Annotated in this window: 20 protein-coding genes; 18 read left to right on the forward strand and 2 right to left on the reverse strand. The window is 71.8% G+C overall.

All coding sequences use genetic code 11. The features are described 5' to 3' along the window. Window positions 1-9: 9 nt before the first annotated feature. From PS271_RS18205 to PS271_RS18260, 12 genes are all read left to right on the forward strand, one after another. Window positions 10-879, forward strand: coding sequence for a DUF5936 domain-containing protein (locus PS271_RS18205; RefSeq protein WP_398382993.1), 870 nt, complete (start codon window positions 10-12; stop codon window positions 877-879). A gap of 21 nt (window positions 880-900) precedes the next feature. Next, a complete protein-coding gene (locus tag PS271_RS18210) occupies window positions 901-2,286 on the forward strand; it encodes a DUF8745 domain-containing protein (protein ID WP_398386921.1) in 1,386 nt (461 codons plus the stop codon). Window positions 2,287-2,313: 27 nt separating this feature from the next. Beyond that, the gene (locus PS271_RS18215; RefSeq protein WP_398382995.1) at window positions 2,314-3,369 is read left to right on the forward strand and encodes a response regulator; all 1,056 of its coding nucleotides are present in this window, start codon (window positions 2,314-2,316) and stop codon (window positions 3,367-3,369) included. Between the two features lie 218 nt (window positions 3,370-3,587). Further along, entirely contained in the window at window positions 3,588-3,824 is a 237-nt protein-coding gene (locus tag PS271_RS18220; protein WP_398382996.1) for a Flp family type IVb pilin, read from the forward strand. A gap of 11 nt (window positions 3,825-3,835) precedes the next feature. Continuing rightward, on the forward strand, window positions 3,836-4,534 hold the full coding sequence (locus PS271_RS18225; protein ID WP_398382997.1) for a pilus assembly protein TadG-related protein: 699 nt from the start codon (window positions 3,836-3,838) through the stop codon (window positions 4,532-4,534). 43 nt (window positions 4,535-4,577) lie between these two features. Next, window positions 4,578-5,156 carry a hypothetical protein gene (locus tag PS271_RS18230; RefSeq protein ID WP_398382999.1) on the forward strand — a complete coding sequence of 193 codons (579 nt, stop codon included), beginning with the start codon at window positions 4,578-4,580 and terminating at the stop codon, window positions 5,154-5,156. A 4-nt stretch (window positions 5,157-5,160) separates the two neighbouring features. Continuing rightward, window positions 5,161-5,769 (forward strand): OmpA family protein, encoded by a 609-nt coding sequence (locus tag PS271_RS18235; RefSeq protein WP_398383000.1) that lies wholly within the window; start codon window positions 5,161-5,163, stop codon window positions 5,767-5,769. 97 nt (window positions 5,770-5,866) lie between these two features. After that, window positions 5,867-7,840 carry a hypothetical protein gene (locus PS271_RS18240; RefSeq protein ID WP_398383001.1) on the forward strand — a complete coding sequence of 658 codons (1,974 nt, stop codon included), beginning with the start codon at window positions 5,867-5,869 and terminating at the stop codon, window positions 7,838-7,840. Between the two features lie 53 nt (window positions 7,841-7,893). Next, entirely contained in the window at window positions 7,894-8,469 is a 576-nt protein-coding gene (locus PS271_RS18245; RefSeq protein WP_398383002.1) for a hypothetical protein, read from the forward strand. Window positions 8,470-8,479: 10 nt separating this feature from the next. Further along, complete coding sequence (locus PS271_RS18250) at window positions 8,480-8,920, forward strand: DUF3592 domain-containing protein (protein WP_398383004.1); 441 nt, start codon at window positions 8,480-8,482, stop codon at window positions 8,918-8,920. 78 nt (window positions 8,921-8,998) lie between these two features. After that, window positions 8,999-9,766 (forward strand): prepilin peptidase, encoded by a 768-nt coding sequence (locus tag PS271_RS18255; protein ID WP_398383005.1) that lies wholly within the window; start codon window positions 8,999-9,001, stop codon window positions 9,764-9,766. Window positions 9,767-9,861: 95 nt separating this feature from the next. Further along, a complete protein-coding gene (locus PS271_RS18260) occupies window positions 9,862-11,235 on the forward strand; it encodes a hypothetical protein (RefSeq protein WP_398383007.1) in 1,374 nt (457 codons plus the stop codon). On the opposite strand, the gene PS271_RS18265 is transcribed toward PS271_RS18260, so the two are convergent. Then, window positions 11,219-11,599 carry a DUF192 domain-containing protein gene (locus PS271_RS18265; protein ID WP_398383008.1) on the reverse strand — a complete coding sequence of 127 codons (381 nt, stop codon included), beginning with the start codon at window positions 11,597-11,599 and terminating at the stop codon, window positions 11,219-11,221. The genes PS271_RS18260 and PS271_RS18265 overlap by 17 nt on opposite strands. 115 nt (window positions 11,600-11,714) lie before the next feature. On the opposite strand from PS271_RS18265, the gene PS271_RS18270 reads away from it, so the two are divergent. The 3 genes from PS271_RS18270 to PS271_RS18280 all read left to right on the forward strand — a co-directional run bounded on the left by PS271_RS18270 (window position 11,715) and on the right by PS271_RS18280 (window position 14,638). Continuing rightward, the gene (locus tag PS271_RS18270; protein WP_398383009.1) at window positions 11,715-12,632 is read left to right on the forward strand and encodes an endonuclease domain-containing protein; all 918 of its coding nucleotides are present in this window, start codon (window positions 11,715-11,717) and stop codon (window positions 12,630-12,632) included. Window positions 12,633-12,671: 39 nt separating this feature from the next. Next, window positions 12,672-13,253 (forward strand): TetR/AcrR family transcriptional regulator, encoded by a 582-nt coding sequence (locus tag PS271_RS18275; RefSeq protein WP_398383010.1) that lies wholly within the window; start codon window positions 12,672-12,674, stop codon window positions 13,251-13,253. A gap of 119 nt (window positions 13,254-13,372) precedes the next feature. Further along, window positions 13,373-14,638: an MFS transporter gene (locus PS271_RS18280; RefSeq protein ID WP_398383011.1), complete on the forward strand. Its 1,266-nt coding sequence runs from the start codon at window positions 13,373-13,375 to the stop codon at window positions 14,636-14,638. 329 nt (window positions 14,639-14,967) lie between these two features. On the opposite strand, the gene mgrA is transcribed toward PS271_RS18280, so the two are convergent. Further along, on the reverse strand, window positions 14,968-16,014 hold the full coding sequence (gene mgrA / locus PS271_RS18285) for an L-glyceraldehyde 3-phosphate reductase (RefSeq protein ID WP_398383012.1): 1,047 nt from the start codon (window positions 16,012-16,014) through the stop codon (window positions 14,968-14,970). Between the two features lie 110 nt (window positions 16,015-16,124). On the opposite strand from mgrA, the gene PS271_RS18290 reads away from it, so the two are divergent. The 3 genes from PS271_RS18290 (at window position 16,125) to PS271_RS18300 (ending at window position 19,658) form a co-directional block, all read left to right on the forward strand. Beyond that, complete coding sequence (locus tag PS271_RS18290; RefSeq protein WP_398383014.1) at window positions 16,125-16,886, forward strand: isoprenyl transferase; 762 nt, start codon at window positions 16,125-16,127, stop codon at window positions 16,884-16,886. Between the two features lie 322 nt (window positions 16,887-17,208). Continuing rightward, window positions 17,209-18,531, forward strand: coding sequence for an RNA 5'-3' helicase PhoH2 (gene phoH2, locus PS271_RS18295; protein WP_398383015.1), 1,323 nt, complete (start codon window positions 17,209-17,211; stop codon window positions 18,529-18,531). Between the two features lie 404 nt (window positions 18,532-18,935). Further along, window positions 18,936-19,658 carry an aggregation-promoting factor C-terminal-like domain-containing protein gene (locus PS271_RS18300; RefSeq protein WP_398383017.1) on the forward strand — a complete coding sequence of 241 codons (723 nt, stop codon included), beginning with the start codon at window positions 18,936-18,938 and terminating at the stop codon, window positions 19,656-19,658. Window positions 19,659-19,708 lie beyond the last annotated feature (50 nt).

The following is a 19,708-nucleotide window of genomic DNA, read 5'->3' on the forward strand; positions in this document are numbered from 1 at the left end:
GCCTTTTCCATGGGACTTCTGCTCGCCCTCGTCATGGGCCTCTCCATCGTCGGAGTCTTCTCGGGCTACCGGCTCTACCGCTCCGACGCCAAGCTCCCGCCGGACCTCGCCATCGCCCTGGAGGTCGGCGCCACCCGCACCAGCGCCGCGGGATCCGCCATCGACCGCATGGGCATGCGCTACGCGCCGATGGTGCTGCGCATGATGGGCCCGGAACGCGTCAACAAGACCCGCCGCAGGATCGACATGGCGGGCAACCCGGGCGGTCTCACCATCGACCGGTACGCCGCACGCCGCTTCGTCTACGGATTCACCGGCGCGATCGGCGCCCTGGCCATGGTCGCCAACCAGCAGGTGCTGCTGGCCCTCGTGATGCTCGGCTTCGGCGCCGTCTGGGTGGAGGTGGGCATCTGGTCGGCCATCCGCGCGCGCAAGGAGGCCATCGAGCGCACCCTGCCCGACTTCCTCGACGTCCTCGCCGTCGTCGTCTCCGCGGGCCTCGGCTTCCGGCAGGCCCTCGACCGGACGGCCGAGAAGTACGACGGCCCCTGGTCCGACGAACTGCGCATCACCCTGCGCCAGATGGACATGGGCGTCAGCCGCCGGCAGGCCTTCGCCGGGCTGCGCAAGCGCAACGACTCCGAACAGGTCGCCATGTTCGTCACCGCGCTCCAGCAGGGCGAGGAGCTGGGCACGCCCATCGTCGACACGCTCATCGCCATCGCCAACGACATGCGCCGCACGGACGCCCAGAACGCCCGGCGCAAGGCCGCCAAGGCCGTGCCCAAGGCCACCACCATCGTCACCATGATCATGGTGCCGGCGACGATCATCCTGATCGGCGCCGGAATGTTCCTCGGCTCCGGCCTGACGGGCTGACCCGTGAGACCCGACGACACCATGGCGCACCACACCGGCCCCTCGGCGGCGGCCCCGCCCGGCCCCCTTCCCGCCCCCGCGGCGGGCACGGGCGGCGGCGAACCCGCGCCGGCCATCCAGCTCAGCGCCCTGCAGGCGCTGTGCCGGCAGGTCTTCGGCTTCCGCCTCGCGATGATCGCGCTGGCCACGCCCTTCACGCTCTACGGCGCCCAGCGCGGCTGGCCGACCTGGCTCGTCGGAGGCGCGGTCCTCGGCACCTTCATGGGCTCGTACATCCTCATCCGCGACTGGGAGCGGTTCGGACCGCTGCTGCTCCGGCACCCCGCCCTGCTGGGCCTCGACACGGTCTTCGGCGCCCTGATGCTCTTCACGGCGACCCCGGACAGCCCGCTGGCCTACGTCACCATCTGCACCCCGCTGCTCGCGGGGCTGGTGTACGGCCTGCGCGGGGCGGGGATCTTCGCCTGCCTGACCATCCTGATCGTCCTGCTCGCCTACGCGGGCGACCGGCACCTCTCCTTCACGGCGGCCGACGTCACCTTCCTGCCCGGCGTCTGCGTCCTCGCGGGGGCCGTCGGTTCCACCCTGCGCGGCCTCGTGCTCCGCATCGGGGCCGCGAGCGAAGCCCTCACCGTGACCCGGTCGCGGCTCGCCGTGAGCGAGGCCGTCGGCAGCGAGCGGGCCCGGCTCGCCCGGGAGATGCACGACTCCGTCGCCAAGACCCTCCACGGCCTGGCCCTGGCGGCCGACGGCCTCGCCCACTCGGCGGACCGCATGGATCCGCAGCAGCTCAAGGGCCGGGCCGAGCTGGTGGCCCGGTCCGCGCGCCGCGCCGCCGCCGAATCCCGCGAGCTCCTCTCCGACCTCAGGCGGGAATCCGGTCTGGACGGGGGCGTGGACGTCTCCGAGGAACTGGAGGGCCGCGTGGCCGACTTCGGGCGCCGCACGGGCCTGGAAGCCGCCTTCCACCGGGCCCCCGTGCCTGCCGTGCCCCAGGCCGTCGCCCGGCACCTGCTCACCATCGCCTCCGAAGCGATGGAGAACGCCCACCGGCACGCCGGGGCGAAACGCCTCGACGTCTCCGCCGAGGTGATCCGCGGCAGCCTGCGCATCTGCGTCCGCGACGACGGGCGCGGGCTGCCGCCCGGCACCTCGCTCGACGACCTCCGGCGGGCCGGGCACTTCGGCCTCGTCGGCATGGTGGAGCGCGCGGCACGCATCGGGGCCCGGCTGCGGATCGGCAAGGGCCGGGCCGTCCAAGGCACCGAGGTCCGCATCGAGTTCCCGCTGGCGGCGCTCGGACCGGCCGTCCAGGCACCGCCGCCCCCCGGTGAGGACTGGACCGCCCTGCCGGCCGTCCCGCCCGTGAGCCCGCCGAAGCGCCGGCCGTTCCGCCGCTCGCCCTGACCCGTCCCCACCGAGAGGAGGCCGCCCATGTCCCACGACACCCCCTTCGCCCCGCCGCAGGCCCGCCCCCACCCCGGCCCGCTCCCCGCGGCCGCACAGCCGAAGGCGCCCCCGGCCGGGCAAGCGCAGCCCGCCGGACCGCCGTTCGCGGCCGGCACCGCGCCGCTCCGCGTCGTCGTCGCCGACGACAACCCCGTCGTCCGCGCCGGTCTCACCGCCCTGCTCTCCGGCCGCGCGGACATCGAGGTGGTCGCCGAAGCCGCCGACGGCCGGCAGGCGTACGAGGCCGCGTACCTGCACCGGCCGGACGTCGTGCTGCTGGACGTGCGCATGCCCGGCGTGGACGGGATCTCCGCACTGCCGTACCTCGTGGGCCTGTCGGCCGTCATGATGCTGACGTACAGCCAGGAGGCCGAGATCGTGCACGAGGCGCTGCGCCTGGGCGCGAGCGGCTACCTGGTGCACGGCGAGTTCACCGCCGACGAACTGGTCGCGGCCGTGCGCAACATCAAGGCGGGCCGGGCCCACTTCACGGCGACGGCCTCCACCGCCCTGCTGGCACAGCTGCGGGACGGGGCGGGGTTCGGCCCGCCGGCGCAGGGGCTGCCGGACGGGCTCGGCAGCGGGGCGGGCACCGCCCACCCCATGGTGCCGCCGGTTCCGGGGGCCCCTGCCGCGCCGCCCGTTCGCGGGCCGGGCGGCGAAACGGGAGGCCGGGGAGGGGAGAACGGCGACCGGAGCGGCGAAGGCGGGCATGCCCGCAGGCTTTCCGCGCCCCTGCGGCGGCTGAGACGCCCTTCGCCGGGACAAGCTGATGTGGCACAGTCTGCCTCTGAGCAAGCCGTGCGGCGGGAAGGCAGCGGCTCCGCCCGGTACGGGCTCAGCCGGCGGGAGGAGGAGGTGATGGGGTTGATCGCGTCGGGGATGTCCAACGCGCAGATAGCCGCCACCTGCTTCATCAGCGAGAAGACGGTCAAGAACCACATCAACCGCATCTTCGCCAAGCTGCACGCCGCCAGCCGCAGCCAGGCCATCGTGCTCTGGCTCGACGCGGCCCGGGAGAACGGGCGGAGCCATGGCTGAGCGCCGGCCGCGGCCCCGGGCCCAGGACGTCACCCGTGAGACCCAGGGAGGGATTTGGGTCCGGCAATGGGCCTTGGGGCCCACGACCGGAGCCGGTGTCGGAGCGTACGTTTCTCATGTCGCGGACGAGCCGGGCCAGGTGGCAACCCGGGTCGTGGGCGACGCACGGACTTACGCAACGGCCGGCAGGGAGCCGGCCGGAGCCGGAGGGGAAGACAATGAACGACAAGCTGCTGAAGACAGCGGTCGGCACACAGGTCCGCTGTGCTTCGTGGCGGGACACCTGCATCGAGCGGATGTTCCGTCACGAGCGCACCAAGGGCCAGACCGCCGTCGAGTACATCGGAATGATCGTCGTGGTCGTCGCGATCATGGCGGCCATCGCGGGCTTCACGGACATCGGCGACGTCATCAAGAACAAGATCAAGGCGGCCATCAACAAGGTCAAGACCTGATCGTCACGAGCGTGCGGCGGCATCGCGAGGCAGGGCAGGCCCTCCCCATCTACATCACGGTGGTGGCGGGCCTGCTCTTCCTCGCGTTCGCGTACTTCGCGGTGGGGCAGGCCGCCGCCTCGCGCAACGGCGCCCAGTCCGCCGCCGACGCCGCGGCGCTGGCCGCGGCGCAGGACGCCAGGGAACAGCTCCGTGCCGGGCTGCTCAACGCCCTTGCCGACCCGGCGAGCTGGGACGGCCTGCTGAAGGGCCGCGGCTTCTTCACCAAGCGCGCCTGTGAGGCGGCCGGCCGGTTCGCCGGGCGGAACGGCTCCGACGTGCTCCCCGGGGACCGCGGCTGCCGCTCCCTCGGGTGGGGCCGCACCGGCTTCACGGTCACCGTGCGCACCCGGGAGTCGATGGGCAGCTCCGTGATCCCGGGCACCGAGAAGGAACACCCGGAAGCCACGGCCACCGCCGTCATCGTCCCCAGGGCCTGCTCCGTGCAGCCCCCCGCGAAGGACACGAAGGACGACGTCCCCGCCCGGGGCGACCGGAAGCCGGACGTGCCGGACAAGCCCGGGAAGCCGGAGAAGGGGCAGGACGCCCCCGCGCACGTGAAACTGCGCTGCGCCGACGGACGGACGTGGGACCTCGACCCCGGTGCCCCGGACGGCATGCGGAACTTCCCGACGGTGGCGGACCTGTTTTCAGTGAAGCTTTCCGACTGACCATGCGCCGAGTGCGTGAACGATGAGCAGAGGACGAGCGGTAATGGCCATGAGGCAGATCTCCCAGGTGCGTCGCGCTGCGGCGGCCGTATCCCTGGCGGCGGCGCTCGCGTTGACGCTGTCCGCCTGCGGAAGCGACGACAAGAAGGAGGAGAAGCCCGCCGCGGCCGACCAGCCGGCCAAGCAGGACTCCGGGCCCGGCCGGGCGAGCGACACCAAGGTGATCGCGACGCTCAAGGGGGCGCAGGGCATCTCCCTCGACATCACGTCCGCGGCCCGCAGCGCCAGTGGTTTCGTGACCGTCAGCGGCACCCTCCGCAACGTGGCCGACGAGGACTTCACCGAGACCAGCCAGTGGTCCGGGCCGGAGATCGCCGTGAAGCAGGCGGCCGGTGACTCCCTGGGAGGCGCCACGCTCGTGGACGCCACGGAGAAGAAGCGCTACTACACGCTGCGCGACACGGAGAACCGCCCGCTGGCGAGCATGAGCCTGGGGATCATCAAGGCCAAGTCCGAGCAGAAGGTGTTCATGCAGTTCCCCGCGCCGCCGAAGAGCACGACCGCCGTGGACATCCAGATCCCCACGTTCCAGGCGGCCACCCTGAAGCTGACGGATGCGTGACCCCATGAGGAAGCTCCGCACGCACAGCGCGACCCTGCTGGCCTCCGCCGTCCTCGCCACCGCCCTGACGGGAACCGCCGTCACGACCGCGGCGGCCGACGACGCGCCCGCCGCCCCTTCCGTCTTCAAGGGGAAGGTCGACCCCAAGGCCCCCGGCCTCAAGCTGGAGCCCGGCAGGACGCTCGCCCCGCCCAAGGTCCTCGACCTCAAGACCATCGTCGGCGACGAGAGCGAGTCCGAGCGCCGCGAGGACTCCGAGTCGGACGTGAAGTTCCAGCTCCAGGCCGAGGTGCTCTTCCCCAAGGACAGCGCGGACCTCAACCCCGCCGCGAACGACCGCATCACCGCCATCGCCGACGAGATCAAGAAGCAGAACGCCCGGCAGGTCAACGTCTTCGGCTTCACCGACAACCTCGGTTCGCACGAGCACGGCATGGAGCTCTCCAAGCAGCGCGCCGACGCCGTGCAGAAGGAGCTCTCCAAGACGCTCGGCTCCGACGTGCGCTACGAGATCCGCGGCTACGCCGAGGACGCGCCCATAGCGTCCAACGACACGGAAGAGGGGCGTACGAAGAACCGCCGCGTGGAGGTGTCCTTCCCCCGTTCCAACTGACCGCCGTTGGGCCCGGATTGGGTCTCCGGGCCCAAGACCGCGCATCCCCCGCCCGCTAGCGTGACGACAACGTGATCACCTGGGGGAGGCGCGGGGCATGGGCGGCAGCGGAGCACGGCACAACTGGTCGGCGGAGCCCGGAGGCGGCGCTCCCGGAGTACTGCCCCCGTCCCGCGCCGGCGCCCTCTTCGCCCTGGCGCGGGCCTGGGCGGCCGCCCTGCTGGTGATGTTCGCCGCCGGCTATCTGCTGGGGTTCCTGCCGCTGGACGCCTTGGGCACGGCGGCGAGGCTGGAGGCGTTCGGCTGGCGGGTCGCCCTGATCCACGTGCCCAACGCGCTCGTCGCCCTGCTCACGGGACTGGCCGCGGCCCGGCTGCACCGCGAGCCGTACCGGCACCGGCCGCTGCCGCACGCGGTGGCCGTGGCCGCGGTGCCGGCCGCCGCGACGCTGCGGGGCCTGGTGAACAGCCGGGACGTCCTCGTCGCGGAGGGCGTGTGGATGGCGGTGGCCTCCCTCTTCCTCGGCGGGACGGCCGCCTTCCTGCTGGACCGGCTCCTGGAGGGGCGCCACGAACGAGCCGGCCGGCCCTGGGGCGATCTCGGGCAGACCACCACCGACTACATCGGCACGGTGGTCGTGGTCGTCGCCGTCATCGCCGCTCTCCTCACCACGGAGGTGGGGCAGTCGATCGGCGGCCAGATCAAGGACAAGATCTGCCGGGCGCTGGGCGGTGCCTGCGGTGGACCGGCGGACGGTGGCACGGCACAGGGGAAGACCGACGCCGACTACGAACCCCCGCTGTGCAACATCGCCACCGTCGCCGACACCGCCGGCAGCGAGGCCAAGATCGCCTGGTTCAAGTGGGGCAACGAGTACGGCTTCCAGCAGCAGACCTTCCAGGCGAAGACCGACGTCAACGGGGACGGCAAGGTCGACGGCAAGGACCAGAAGGTCTACCTGACCTTCACCGACGCCGCCTCGGTCGGGGCCACCGGAGAGTGGAAGCCGGGCCTCAAGGTCGGCAAGCTGGGCACCGACAAGGTCGAGCTCGGTGCGGGCGTCAAGGTCACCAACGGTGACACGTGGGCCTTCGACAGCCCCGAGCAGGCCGAGAAGTTCCGCAAGGACATCGAGGTCATGAAGACCTGGGAGACCTCCGCGAAGTACGGCGGCATGGGCGGCGGCAACTGGTACGCGGGGTACCAGTACGCCAAGGAGCGCGAGAAGATCGAGAAGAAGCTCGGGGACCGGCACATCGGCTACGGCAAGATCGGTCTGGAGGCGTCCGCCGAAGCCGGGCTGAAGCTGTCCGCCGCTGATGAGAAGAAGCTGTCCGCCCAGCTGGGCGGAAAGTTCAAGTTCTCGCCGGAGGTCACCTTCACCAACAACGACATCACCGGTACCAAGGCGTACACGTACTCGGCCGGCATGGAGTACGGCGGCAAGGCCGGCGTCGAGGCCGGCGGCCTCAGCGGGACCTCCGAGGGCACGGTCGCCCGCACCGGGACCATGACGGTCACCCGGGACAAGAAGACCGGCAAGCTCACCCGCATCGACATGACCCAGACGGTCGACCGGAAGGCCAACGACGGCGGCAAGGCCGCCGGCTCGAAGGACAACGGAAAGTCCGGGGACGACAAGAAGGGCGGCGGCGCCAAGGCGGGCGGCAGCTCGAAGACGAGCGACGTCGACGTGGTCACGAACTCCATCGTGTTCGACAAGGGCGACCAGGGCGACGCCGACCGTGCCGTCGCCGAGAAATGGCTGGACGGGTCCGGCGACAACACGGCCCCGTTCTCGTACATGTTCGGCGACCACGCGCCGACGGACCGGCCCGGCGACGACGACCCCTTCGGCCGGCTCCTCTTCGACAAGGGCATGTCGAGCAAGATGCACTACAACGGCGAATCCAGCGCGGCGGAGTACGGCTTCGACCTCACGCTGGGACTCAGCCTCGGCTTCAAGGTGACCACGGAGCACAGCAAGCAGAAGCTGGACGAGGCCCAGTTCCTGGGTGCACCTGCGAACGGCAAGCGCGGGTACGTACCGTACAGCTACTGCGCGAAGTGACCGGTGGGCCGCCACGCGACGGAAGAGGGCCGGATGGCCAGGATGGAAAGGGCATGGACGTGAAGCAAGTGCTGCGCTCCCTGAAGGCCGCCGGGGCCGGGGCCCTGGCCGCGGTGCTGCTCGCCGGCTGCGGCAGCGAGAAGGGCGCGGGCGCCGCGCCCGGCGAGGGCTGGAAGTCCCTGGACGCCCAGCGGCTCACGGTCTCCTGCCCGCCCGGCTTCACCGAGCTCGGCGCCGCCGACCGGGGCAGCCACACCGCGGCGGCCGCCGTGCTCAGCGAAGGTGAGAAGACGGTCGCCAAGATCGGCGTGCAGCTCAACTTCACCACGGCCACCTCGGCCGAGACGGCGGCCATCGGCGCCGAGGCCAGCGTCCAGCTGGGCTCGACGCTCGGCGGCCAGAAGAAGATCGCGGTCCGGGGGACGGACGACGCGCGGCGCGTCGACTACGAGTTCACGTCGACCGGCTTGCAGAACACGCCCCCCAAGGGGACCCGGATGACCGGGGTGGACGTCGTAGGCATGGACAAGAAGGACGAGGCGTTCCTGGTCCGGATCAACGCGGTGAAGGGGAAGCTCTCCGACGACGACATCAGCGAGATCATCAAATCCGTCCGCGTCACCGGCTGACGGGCCACCGATGCCCGCCCGTGCCGGCGACGGCCTGCTGCCCCTCTTCGCGGCGGCGCTCTTCGGAGTGTTCTCCGTCCACTACCTCCGGCGTCTCTTCACCGTCCTGCGCGTGCTCCGGCACGGCGAGCGCGCGACCGGCCGCTGCGTCGGCATCCGCAGGCACCGGAGCACGGACAGCGACACGGACACCAAGCACTACGTCTTCGCCTTCGAGGACGCGGACGGCCGCGAAGTGCGCTTCGAAGACCACGCGCGGGCGTTCCGCGGCTTCACCGTCGGATCGCCCGTGCGGGTGTCCTACGACCCCCGGGCCCCCGTGAAGACCGCGACCGTGGCCGACCGCGAGAACTGGGGCGCCGTGGCCGTACCGGCGTTCCTGGGCACGGTGTTGGGACTGGTGACCGTCGTTCTGGTCGTCGTGGCGGGGCTCGTCACCGGGGTCCTGTGAACCGCGGCCGGGCCGTGTCCCCGCCCCTTGGGCCCCTGGGCCCATGCCTGCGCGCCCGCCCGCCCGTAGGGTCGTGACGTGCATCTGCCGCTCATCCTCCTCGCCACCGCCTTCGGCGCCCTCAGCGGGCTCCTCGTTCCCCGTGCCGCCTACCGGCTGGCCGTGGAGCCCGAGGAGCCGTGGCGCACGGCCTGCCCGGCCGGCCACCCCCTCACGGGATGGGCACGGGGCTGGCTCGGGCGGGCGCGCTGCACCGCGGCGACCACGGCGCCGGACGCCTCCGGGCGCTGCTCCGGCTACGGGGCGGCCGCCGTGGCGGCGCCCCTGCTCTGCACGCTGGTGTGCGCCGCCCTCGCCGCCGTCGTCGGGCCGCGGCCCGAACTGGCGGTCTGGCTCCTGCTCACGCCGTTCGCGACCGTCCTGGCCGTGGTGGACGCGACCGTGCACCGCCTGCCGGACGTGCTGACCCTCCCCCTGGCGGGCGCCGCCGTCGTCCTGCTCGGTGCGGCCTCGCTGGTCGACGGCAGCGGCGGCTCCTGGGCCGGAGCCGCCGGCGGGGCGCTCGCCCTGGCCGGCGTGTACTTCGTCCTCTTCCTGATCCATCCCCGCGGCATGGGCTTCGGGGACGTGAAGCTGGCGCTCCTCGTGGGCGCCGCCCTGGGCTGGTACGGGTGGACGGTGCTGTTCGCCGGCTTCTTCCTGGGACTGGTGCTGGGTTCCGCCTACGGCATCGGCCTGATGGTGCTGCGCCGCGCCGGGAGGAAGTCGGCCGTGCCGTTCGGCCCGTTCATGCTCGCCGGCGCCCTGCTCGGGCTGTTCCTGGGTGCGGCGAGCGTTTCCGGCTGACGAAGGGGGCGTGAGCGGCTGGAACGCCTGCGCAGTTGACACCCGCACGTGCAGGATGGGGCCGGACCGAATTCGCTATGCCGGGGAGGCGCGTGATGCGGTACCGGCGCGGGCACAGGACCGCCCTCGCCACGGCGGCGGCGCTCTGCGTGCTTCCGCTCGGGCAGGGAGAGGCGGCCTTCGCCGCCGAGGCCGACGACCTGTCGGCCTACAGAACGTCGGCCCGGGCCAAGGAGGTCACCGGCTCGGCGTCCGTCACGGGCGGTCCCTTACTGCGGCCGGGGACGTACACGGACACGATCGGCCCCGGCGAGAAGAAGTTCTACGCGGTGGAGCTCGACGCGAAGTCGGACGTCTACGTCTCGGCGGTCGCGGCCCCCGCCCCCGGAACCACCGTCAAGCACGACGACGGAATCCGCGTGCTCCTCCAGCAGGAGGACGGGCACGAGTGCGGTGCGGGCGAGGCCAGGTTCCGGGAGGATGACAGCGGCCATCCGCTGGCCGACTACGCGGTGCGCAGGCTCCGGCCGGACGCCGGCCCGGACCCGGCCGCGAGCACGTGCCGGTACGCGGGCCGGTACCGCGTCGTCGTGGAGCGGACCGCGGCGGCCGGCACCGCCGGAGCCGTCTATCCGACCGAGCTGAAGTACATGACGGAGCCCGGCCTCAAGCCCGGCGGCACGGTCACCGCCCCGGGCCCCGGCACCTGGCGCTCCGTGGCGGCCTCCTCGTCGGACAAGGCGGTCAAGCGGGTCGCCGGCGGCACCGGCTTCAACGACGCCCCGCCCGTGACCACGGGCGCCTGGAGGGACGACGCGCTGCCCGGCCAGACCCGGTTCTACCGGATCCCCGTGTCCTGGGGGCAGCGCCTCTCCGTCGTGGCGGAGGTCCCCAAGGCGTTCGCGCCGCCCGGCTTCCACGCGCCGGGAGGAGTGCGGCTCGGGCTCAACAACCCGGCCCGGGGCTTCGCGGGAGAGGTGTTCGAGGACTACCGGGGCGCGTCCGAGACGATTTCCCTGAGCACCGCTCCGGTCGCGTACGACAACCGCTCCCGGGGCCGTACGGATCCGGCGAACGCGATGCGCGTCGCGGGCTGGTACTACCTTCAGGTCGGCCTGCACCCCAAGGTGGGTGAGGTCGTCAGCCACCCCGTGCCGGTGACCCTGCGGGTGTCGGTGGAGGGATCACCGAAGGCCGCCCCGGCTTACGACGGGGACGCCGCGGCCGCGGGGTTCGGCGTCACGGCGGATCCGCAGGCCGTCGCGGACGACGGCAGCGCGCGGCGGGAGGCGTTGCGGATCGGCGGCTACGTGGGCGTTTCCACTGGGAGCGCGCTGCTCTGCTGGCTCGGCGGATGGTGGCTGATCGCCCACCGGAACGGCCGCCGTCCGGCGGCCCGTCCGGGGACCGGGAGGCGTCACCACGGCGGGCGCCGCGCCCGGCCGGGCGGGATCAGCTCTCCACGGTGACCCGGACGCCCGGCCGCAGCCCCCACGCCTCCATGGCGCCCGCTTCCGCTTCCAGCACGTGCCGGGAGCGGAGGCGGGGCGCGCCGAGCCGGCCGGGCTTCATGGTGCGGACCGCCAGCACCCGGAGGCTGCGGTCCAGATAGGCGACGTCGATGGCGAACCGCATGCGGAAGGTGTGGACGCTGCCGGCGGGCGTCAGCAGGAGGGCGCCGTCGATGCCGTCGCGCCCGAGGAGTCCGCGCGTGCGCGCCCGGTATGAGGAGGCGATCTCCAGCGGGATCGCCGCCGGAGCCGACGGCACCGCTGCTCCGGTCGCGCTGTCGGCGATGCGCAGCATCGCCCGACCGTCCTGCCAGCGGCCCATGTCCCGTGTCCTTCCGTCGCCTTGTGTTCGACGTTGTATCACTTGTGGCCACGGCACTCGCTCCGCGTTGTCCACAGGGGTCGCCGTGCGGCTGGAGATGCGCTGTTCTTGGTGGATGAAGGCAGCGCACCCGCGCCTGCGCGAACTGGCCGTTGCGCAAGGCGGATTCGTTCTGACGTCCCAGGCCGTGGCCATGGGGTTGTCCCGCGGTGGGGCGGCTCGCTCGCTCCGTCGCGCGGGCTGGTCCCGGCTGCACGCCGGAGCGTGGGCGGAGCCCGGCCGGAAGGCCGGTCTCGGGCTGAAGGTGCGGGCGCTGCAGCGGCAGCGCCCGGAGCTGGTCGCGAGTCATGGCGCGGCCGCCGCCGCCCACGGATTCGCCCTGATGAGGCCCGCCGGGCCCGAGTTCACGTCCTCCACCGGCCGGAGGGGCGGGGCGGGGGCCGTCGTCCACCGGGTCCCGCTCCCCGAGGGCGACGTCACGGTCGTGTCGGGCGTCCGGGTCACCACGGCCGTGCGGACGCTGTGCGATCTGCTGCGGGTGCTGCCGGAGGACGAGGCGGTCATCGTCGCCGATTCCGTGCTTGCCCAGGGGCTGGTATGCCGGGAGGAGGCCGCGCGGGCCCTGGCGGAGGCGCCGCGCCGGCCGGGCACCCGTGCGGCACGCCGGGCGCTCGCGCTCGCGGACCCGGCCAGCGGTTCTCCGGCGGAGTCCATGGCCCGCCTGGAGATGGGGCGGGCGGGGCTGCACCCGGAATCGCAGGCCGAGGTGACGACGGCCCGGGGGCGTAGGGCGCGGCTGGATTTCCTCTTCCGCGAGGAGGGCCTCGGCATCGAAATCGAAGGGTTCACCTGGCACGGCACCAGGGCCGCCCACCAGAACGACGCCATGCGCTTCAACGAACTCGCCGGCTGCCCCGGAGTCCGCCGCATCCTCCGCTTCACCCGGGACGACGTCTTCTACCGTCCCCGGCTCATGATCCGCACGATTCGGCAGACCCTCGACGGCCTCCGCTCGCAGGTGACGGATCCATGACTATTGGATCGCCCGATCCAAAACTGCTACTGTCGGATCATGGCCCGACCGAGGAAGTTCGACGAGGAGCGGGCGGTCGACGCCGCGCTTGAAGCGTTCTGGACCGCCGGGTACGAGGCGACCTCCACCCAGGACCTGTGCGAGGCCACAGGGCTGGGCCGGAGCAGCATCTACAACGCCTTCAAGAGCAAGCACGACCTCTTCCGGCGCGCCCTGCTCCGCTATATGGAGTGCAAGACCGAGAACGCCGAGGTCATCCTGGGCAGCGAGCTCCCCGTCCGCGACAAGCTCCGGACGCTCCTCGGTGTCATCGTCGAGGAAGAAGAGCTCTACGCGGAGGACGGCCGCGGCTGTCTTGTCGTCAACTCCTGTATCGAGCTCGCGGCCAGGGACGCCGAGGTGGCCCGGGTGCTGGAGCGCGATTATCAGCGGCGGTTCGAACTGCTGAAGGCCGCCATCGAGTCCGGGCAGCGGGACGGCGACATCGACCGGGCCAAGGACCCCGGCGCGCTCGCGCACTTCGTCATCGCGGCCATCGGCGGCCTGCGCGTCTCCGCGCGGGCCGGTGTCGGGCGGGATGCGCTGGAGGGCATCGTCCGCACCACCCTCGGCGCCGTCTGACCGCTTTCCTTTCGTCCCCCGGCCTTCGTCCTGCCGGGCACCCGCATGCCTCAGTTTTGTACTGGTCAATCCAAAATTTCTCTCCGCAACTCTCCCAGCAACCAAGGAGCACCCCCGCCATGCCCCGCGCCGTCCATCTCCTCGCCCTCGGCATCTTCGCCATGGTGACCAGCGAATTCGTCGTTGCCGGACTGATGCCGCAGATGGCCGACGGGCTCGGCGCCACCATTCCGGAGATCGGCTACCTCATCACCGCCTTCGCGCTCGCCATGGCGTTCGGCGGCCCCTTCCTGACCGTCGCCGTGATGCGGCTGCGGCCGAAGACCGCGCTGTTGGTGCTGTTCGCCGTCTTCCTCGCCGGCAACCTCCTGGCCGCGACCGCCACCACCTACGGCGCCATGCTGGCGGCGCGGATCGTCACGGGCGTCGCCTCACAGGCGTTCTTCGGCGTCTCCCTCTCCCTCTGCGCCCAGCTCACCCGTCCCGAGCTGCGCGGCCGCGCCGTCGCCGTCGCCCTGAACGGCCTCATGCTCGGCACGCTGCTGGGCCTCCCGCTGTCCACGCTCGTCGGCGAGCACTTCGGCTGGCGCGCCGCCTTCTGGGCCATCTCCGGCCTCGCCGCCCTCGCCGCGCTCTGCACCGCCGCCGGCATCCCCGCCGTCGAGCGCGCCGCCGAGGGTGGGGGCCTCCGCCGGGAGCTGGCCGTCTTCAAGCGCCGCAAGCTCTGGCTCACGCTCTCGACCAGCACGTTCGTCATCGGGGCGACGTTCTCCGCGTTCAGCTACCTCAACCCGGTCCTCACCGGGCTCACCGGATTCTCCGCGGGCGCCGTCCCCGTGCTGCTCATCGCCTACGGAGCCGCCACCGTCGCCGGCAACTGGGTCGTGGGCCGCCTCGCCGACCGCCACGCCGTCCCGGTCCTGCTGTGGGGCCTCGCGCTCAACGCCCTCTTCCTCGCCGGCTTCGCCCTCACCGCGCACCTGCCCGTCCCGGCGGTGGCGTTCACGGTGGGCATGGGGCTGGTCGGCGTCACCATGAACCCCGCGATGGTCACCCGCGTCCAGCGCGCCGGCAACGCCGGGCCGCTGGTCAACACGATCCACTCCTCGTGCATCACCCTCGGCATCGTCATCGGCTCCTCGGTCGGCGGCCTGGCCGTCGACGGCTTCGGCCTGCGCGCCCCGCTGTGGCTCGGCGCCGCCCTGGCCGTCGTCGGGCTCGTCACCCTCGTCCCCGACCTCGCCCGCCGGAAGACGGCCGCCACCCCGGCTGGTCGCGGCGCAGCCGCAGAAGCCGCACCCGCACCCTCCCCCGAACGGCTCCCCGCGTCCCCCGGACGGCCCTCCGACGCGCCCGGGCCCATCGCCGCGTCAAGTCGGCCGTGATTTTTCCGGACGTTATCGAAGTGTGCCCAAGCGCCCGCCGGAGCCGATCGCGGAATGGCCGGTTCTACGCCGTAGGCCCAGTACTGGCGGGCCCCCGGGGCCTCCGGGCGCACCCGCCCCGGCCCGCCCGTTCATGATCAAAAAGTCACCCAGTGTCAGCATCACGCGGGTCGTCACCCTCGCCGGTGCAACGAGCACCGCCTCAGACCGGTTAAGGTGGAAACCCCCCCTCGGGCCGGTCCGTATCCCCCCCACGGACCGGCCCGTTTTCTTTCCCCTTCATCACCCTGGGTGACGATCCGTGCGACCCGGGCCCCTCAGGCCCGGGGTCAGCCCCGGCGGGCCCAGATGTTGACGCCCTCGGTGCTTACCGCGAGGGCGTCGATCTCCGCCAGCTCCTCCTCGGTCAGCTTCGGCGCCCCCAGCGCGGCCACGTTCGCCTCCAGCTGGGCCACGCTCGACGCGCCGATCAGCGCCGAGGTCATCCGCGGGTCGCGCAGCACCCAGCTCAGGGCCAGCTGTGCGAGCGACTGCCCGCGCCGCCCGGCGATCGCGTTCAGGCCCCGCAGCCGGCCCACCACGTCCTCGGTCAGCAGTCCCGGGTCCAGGGACTTGCCCTGCGAGGCGCGCGAGCCCTCCGGGATGCCGTGCAGGTACTTGTCGGTCAGCAGGCCCTGCGCGAGCGGCGCGAAGGCGATGCAGCCCATGCCCTCCGCCTCCAGGGTGTCCAGGAGCGCGTCGTCCTCGGTCCAGCGGTTGATCATCGAGTACGACGGCTGGTGGATGAGGGCCGGCACGCCCATGCCGCGCAGCAGCCGGGCCGCCTCGGCGGTCTGCTCGGCGTTGTAGGAGGACACGCCCGCGTAGAGCGCCTTGCCCTGCTGGACGGCGGACGCGAGCGCGCCCATCGTCTCCTCCAGCGGCGTCTCCGGGTCGAACCGGTGCGAATAGAAGATGTCGACGTAGTCGAGACCCGTCCGGCGCAGCGACGCGTCCAGCGACGACAGCAGGTATTTCCGCGAGCCCCACTCGCCGTACGGCCCGGGGTGCATCAGATAGCCGGCCTTGGTCGAGACCAGGATCTCGTCGCGGTAGGCGCTGAAGTCCTGTGCGAAGATCTTGCCGAAGTTCAGCTCGGCGGAGCCGGGCGGCGGCCCGTAGTTGTTGGCCAGGTCGAAGTGCGTGACCCCGAGGTCGAAGGCGCGGCGCAGAATGGCGCGCTGCGACTCCAGGCTGCGGTCGTCACCGAAGTTGTGCCACAGTCCCAGGGAGACGGCCGGCAGCTTCAGGCCGCTGCGGCCCGTGCGCCGGTACTCCATCGTGTCGTAGCGGTTATCGGCCGCTCGATAGTGAGCGGAATGTGTGGAATCGGTCATGTGCATCTGACTATCACGGTCTTGTGACAGACCGAGTTGGGTTCCCGTGACACGCGGGCAGTAATGTGGCGCCCTCGGGGCGACCGCCGTGGCTTGGAGGGGCTGGAAACGTGAAGTTGCGCGACCTGGTGTACAGGCTCTACGCACGCCGGGTGGAAGGCCGCCTCGACCATGCGCAGGTGCCCAAGCACATCGGCGTCATCCTCGACGGCAACCGCCGCTGGGCGCGCGCCGACGGCCGCACCACCGAGCAGGGACACCAGGCGGGCGCCGACAAGATCTCCGAGCTGCTGGGCTGGTGCGCCGAGACCGACGTCGAGGTCGTCACCCTCTGGATGCTCTCCACCGACAACCTCGACCGCCCGGCCGTGGAGCTCAACCCGCTGCTCGGCATCATCGAGAACACGGTGCGCGGCCTGGCCGCGGACGGCCGCTGGCGCGTCCACCACGTGGGCACGATGGACCTGCTGCCGGCCCGCACCCAGCAGGTGCTGAAGGAGGCCGAGCAGGACACGATCGGCACCCGCGGCATACTGGTCAACGTGGCCGTCGGCTACGGCGGCCGGCAGGAGATCGCGGACGCGGTGCGGTCGCTGGTGCTCGAAGCGGCCGAGAACGGGACGTCGTTCGAGGAACTGGCCGAAATGGTCGATGTCGAGCACATCACCAAGCACCTGTACACACGCGGCCAGCCCGACCCGGACCTCATCATCCGCACCAGCGGTGAACAGCGGCTGTCGGGTTTCATGCTCTGGCAGAGCGCGCACTCGGAGTATTACTTCTGCGAGGTCTTCTGGCCCGCTTTCCGGAAGGTCGACTTCCTGCGCGCATTGCGCGATTACGCGGCCAGGCACCGGCGGTACGGCTCCTGACGGCTCAGGTACGGCTCCTGACGGAGCGGCGGCTCACCACGTCACCGCATATGCCGTTGCATGGTCAAGCGGTCCAGCGGGAATATCCCCTCCAGGCCGGCGGTCTGTCCTAAGACCGTCGCTCTGCCAGCGGGCGGCATGGGGCCGCCCGCCCGGGAGGCCCTTTGCACACGGACGACGACCGTGCGGACCGAGCGGCTCTGTGCGGCCGCGCGGCTCCGCCCGCGGAGGGCTGCGGTCCGGCCCTCGAAGGGCTTGCTCCCCGGCCCAGTCCCCGGCGACGCCGTCGCGCCCCGACCTCCCCGAGGGGGTTCGTCCACCCGTGGTGACCAGCAAGAAGCGCCGTGAGAACGACCGGCGCACCTACGTCCTCGACACCAGCGTCCTGCTGGCCGACCCAGGCGCCATGTCCCGCTTCGAGGAGCACGAGGTCGTGCTTCCCGTGGTGGTGGTCACGGAGTTGGAGGCCAAGAGGCACCATCCGGAGCTCGGTTACTTCGCGCGGCAGGCGCTGCGTCTGCTGGACACGTACCGGGTGCAATTCGGCCGACTGGATTCCCCGATTCCGATCGGTGATCTGGGCGGGACGCTCAGGGTCGAGCTCAACCACTCGGATACGGGCATACTGCCCGCCGGCTTCCGCCTCGGTGACAACGACTCGCGCATCCTCGCGGTCGCCCGCAACCTCCAGGCCGAGGGGTACGACGTCACGGTCGTCTCCAAGGACCTGCCGCTGCGGATCAAGGCCTCGGCGGTCGGCCTGCTCGCGGAGGAGTACCGCGCGGAGCTGGCCATCACCGACTCCGGGTGGACCGGCATGGCGGAGCTCACCGTCACCGCCGAGCAGGTCGACGAGCTCTTCGCCGCCGAGGTCGCCCGCATCGAGCAGGCGGCGGAACTGCCCGTGCACACCGGCCTCGTGCTCCAGTCCGAGCGCGGCAAGGCCCTCGGCCGGGTCGCCGCCGACGGCTCGGTGCGGCTGGTGCGCGGCGACCGCGAGGCGTTCGGCATCCACGGCCGCAGCGCCGAGCAGCGCGTCGCGCTCGACCTGCTGCTCGACCCCGACATCGGGATCGTGTCGATGGGCGGCCGGGCCGGCACGGGCAAGTCCGCGCTGGCGCTGTGTGCGGGCCTGGAGTCCGTCCTGGAGCGCCGGCAGCACCGCAAGGTGATGGTCTTCCGGCCGCTGTACGCGGTCGGCGGGCAGGAGTTGGGCTACCTGCCGGGCAGCGAGGCCGAGAAGATGAGCCCGTGGGCCCAGGCCGTCTTCGACACCCTCTCCGCGGTGACGAGCTCCGAGGTCATCACCGAGGTCGTCGAGCGCGGCATGCTGGAGGTGCTGCCGCTCACCCACATCCGCGGCCGCTCCCTCCACGACGCCTTCGTGATCGTGGACGAGGCGCAGTCGCTCGAACGGAACGTCCTGCTGACCGTTCTGTCCCGGATCGGCGCCAACTCGCGGGTGGTGCTCACCCATGACGTGGCCCAGCGCGACAACCTCCGCGTGGGGCGCTACGACGGCGTGGTCGCCGTCGTCGAGAAGCTGAAGGGACACCCGCTCTTCTCGCACGTCACGCTCACGCGTTCGGAGCGTTCACCGATCGCGGCGCTGGTGACCGAAATGCTGGAGGACGGCAGGATCTGAGGGGTCTGACGGATCTGACGGGTCCGACGCCGGCGGTGGCGCGCGGCAAAGCCAAGGAGCTTAGCCGCGCGCCACTGCCGTGCGCCGGGCTTTCCGTAAATGCCCGGGCATAAACGAGGTGTGACCTTTCCCACGTAACCCGGAATTGCCTCCGGGCCTCCCGTTCCGGCAGAGTCTGCCTCCTGTCAGGCCCCGCATACGGCACTTGAAGCCCCTCCGGGGGTAGTGCATAGCCAGCTCGTAGAACTGAACAGCGCCGCCGTATGCCGCCCGAGCGTCACGCGGACCTCCCTCGCGGGAGGCCCCACGGGCCCGTGCCTCCCGTGACCGTTACGGAGGCCAGCGCCAGGGGCACGATCGCGCTCGCGAGGTCACCCGTGCGGGCGATGCTGGAAGGAAAACGTGTGAGCCGGATTTCGGTCCGGGGATTCGCCGTGGCATCCGCCACCGCGGTCACCACCGTCGGCGCCGTCGTAGGTGTCGCTGCAGGCCATGACCAGGGCACGACCGACCGGGTCGAGGCGACCGCAGCGGACACGACGCTCCTCGCGGACATCCCCGCAGGACAGAACGTCCGGGCACAGGCCGCTTCCCTGACCCAGCAGGCGGACACGCAGTCCGAGGCCGCCTCGACCGCGGCCAAGAAGGACGCCGAGGAGGCCGCGCGCAAGCAGGCCGCCGAGGACGCCTCCGCGAAGAAGGAAGCCGCGGACGAAGCGGCCAAGAAGAAGGAGGCCGAGGAGAAGGCCAAGGAGCGCGAGAAGGAGGAGAAGGAGCAGGTCGGCAGCCGCTCCGCGACGCGCGACGCGTCGTCCTTCCCCGCCAAGAGCTCCTACTCCACCGCCGAGGTCCAGGCGATGGCCCGCTCCATGGTCCCCGGCGATCAGTTCCAGTGCTTCAGCAACATCGTGAACAACGAGAGCACCTGGGACTACACCGCGACCAACGCCTCCTCCGGCGCGTACGGTCTCGTCCAGGCGCTGCCCGGCACCAAGATGGCCTCGGCCGGCGCCGACTGGCGGACCAACCCCGCCACCCAGATCAAGTGGGGCCTCGGCTACATGAACGAGCGCTACGGCAGCCCCTGCGGCGCCTGGTCGTTCTGGCAGGCCAACCAGTGGTACTAGGGCGCGGCGCCCGGCCGTAACGCCGGTCACCTCCCGCATCAGCGAGCCCC

This window comes from Streptomyces sp. SCA2-17 (assembly GCF_044336695.1).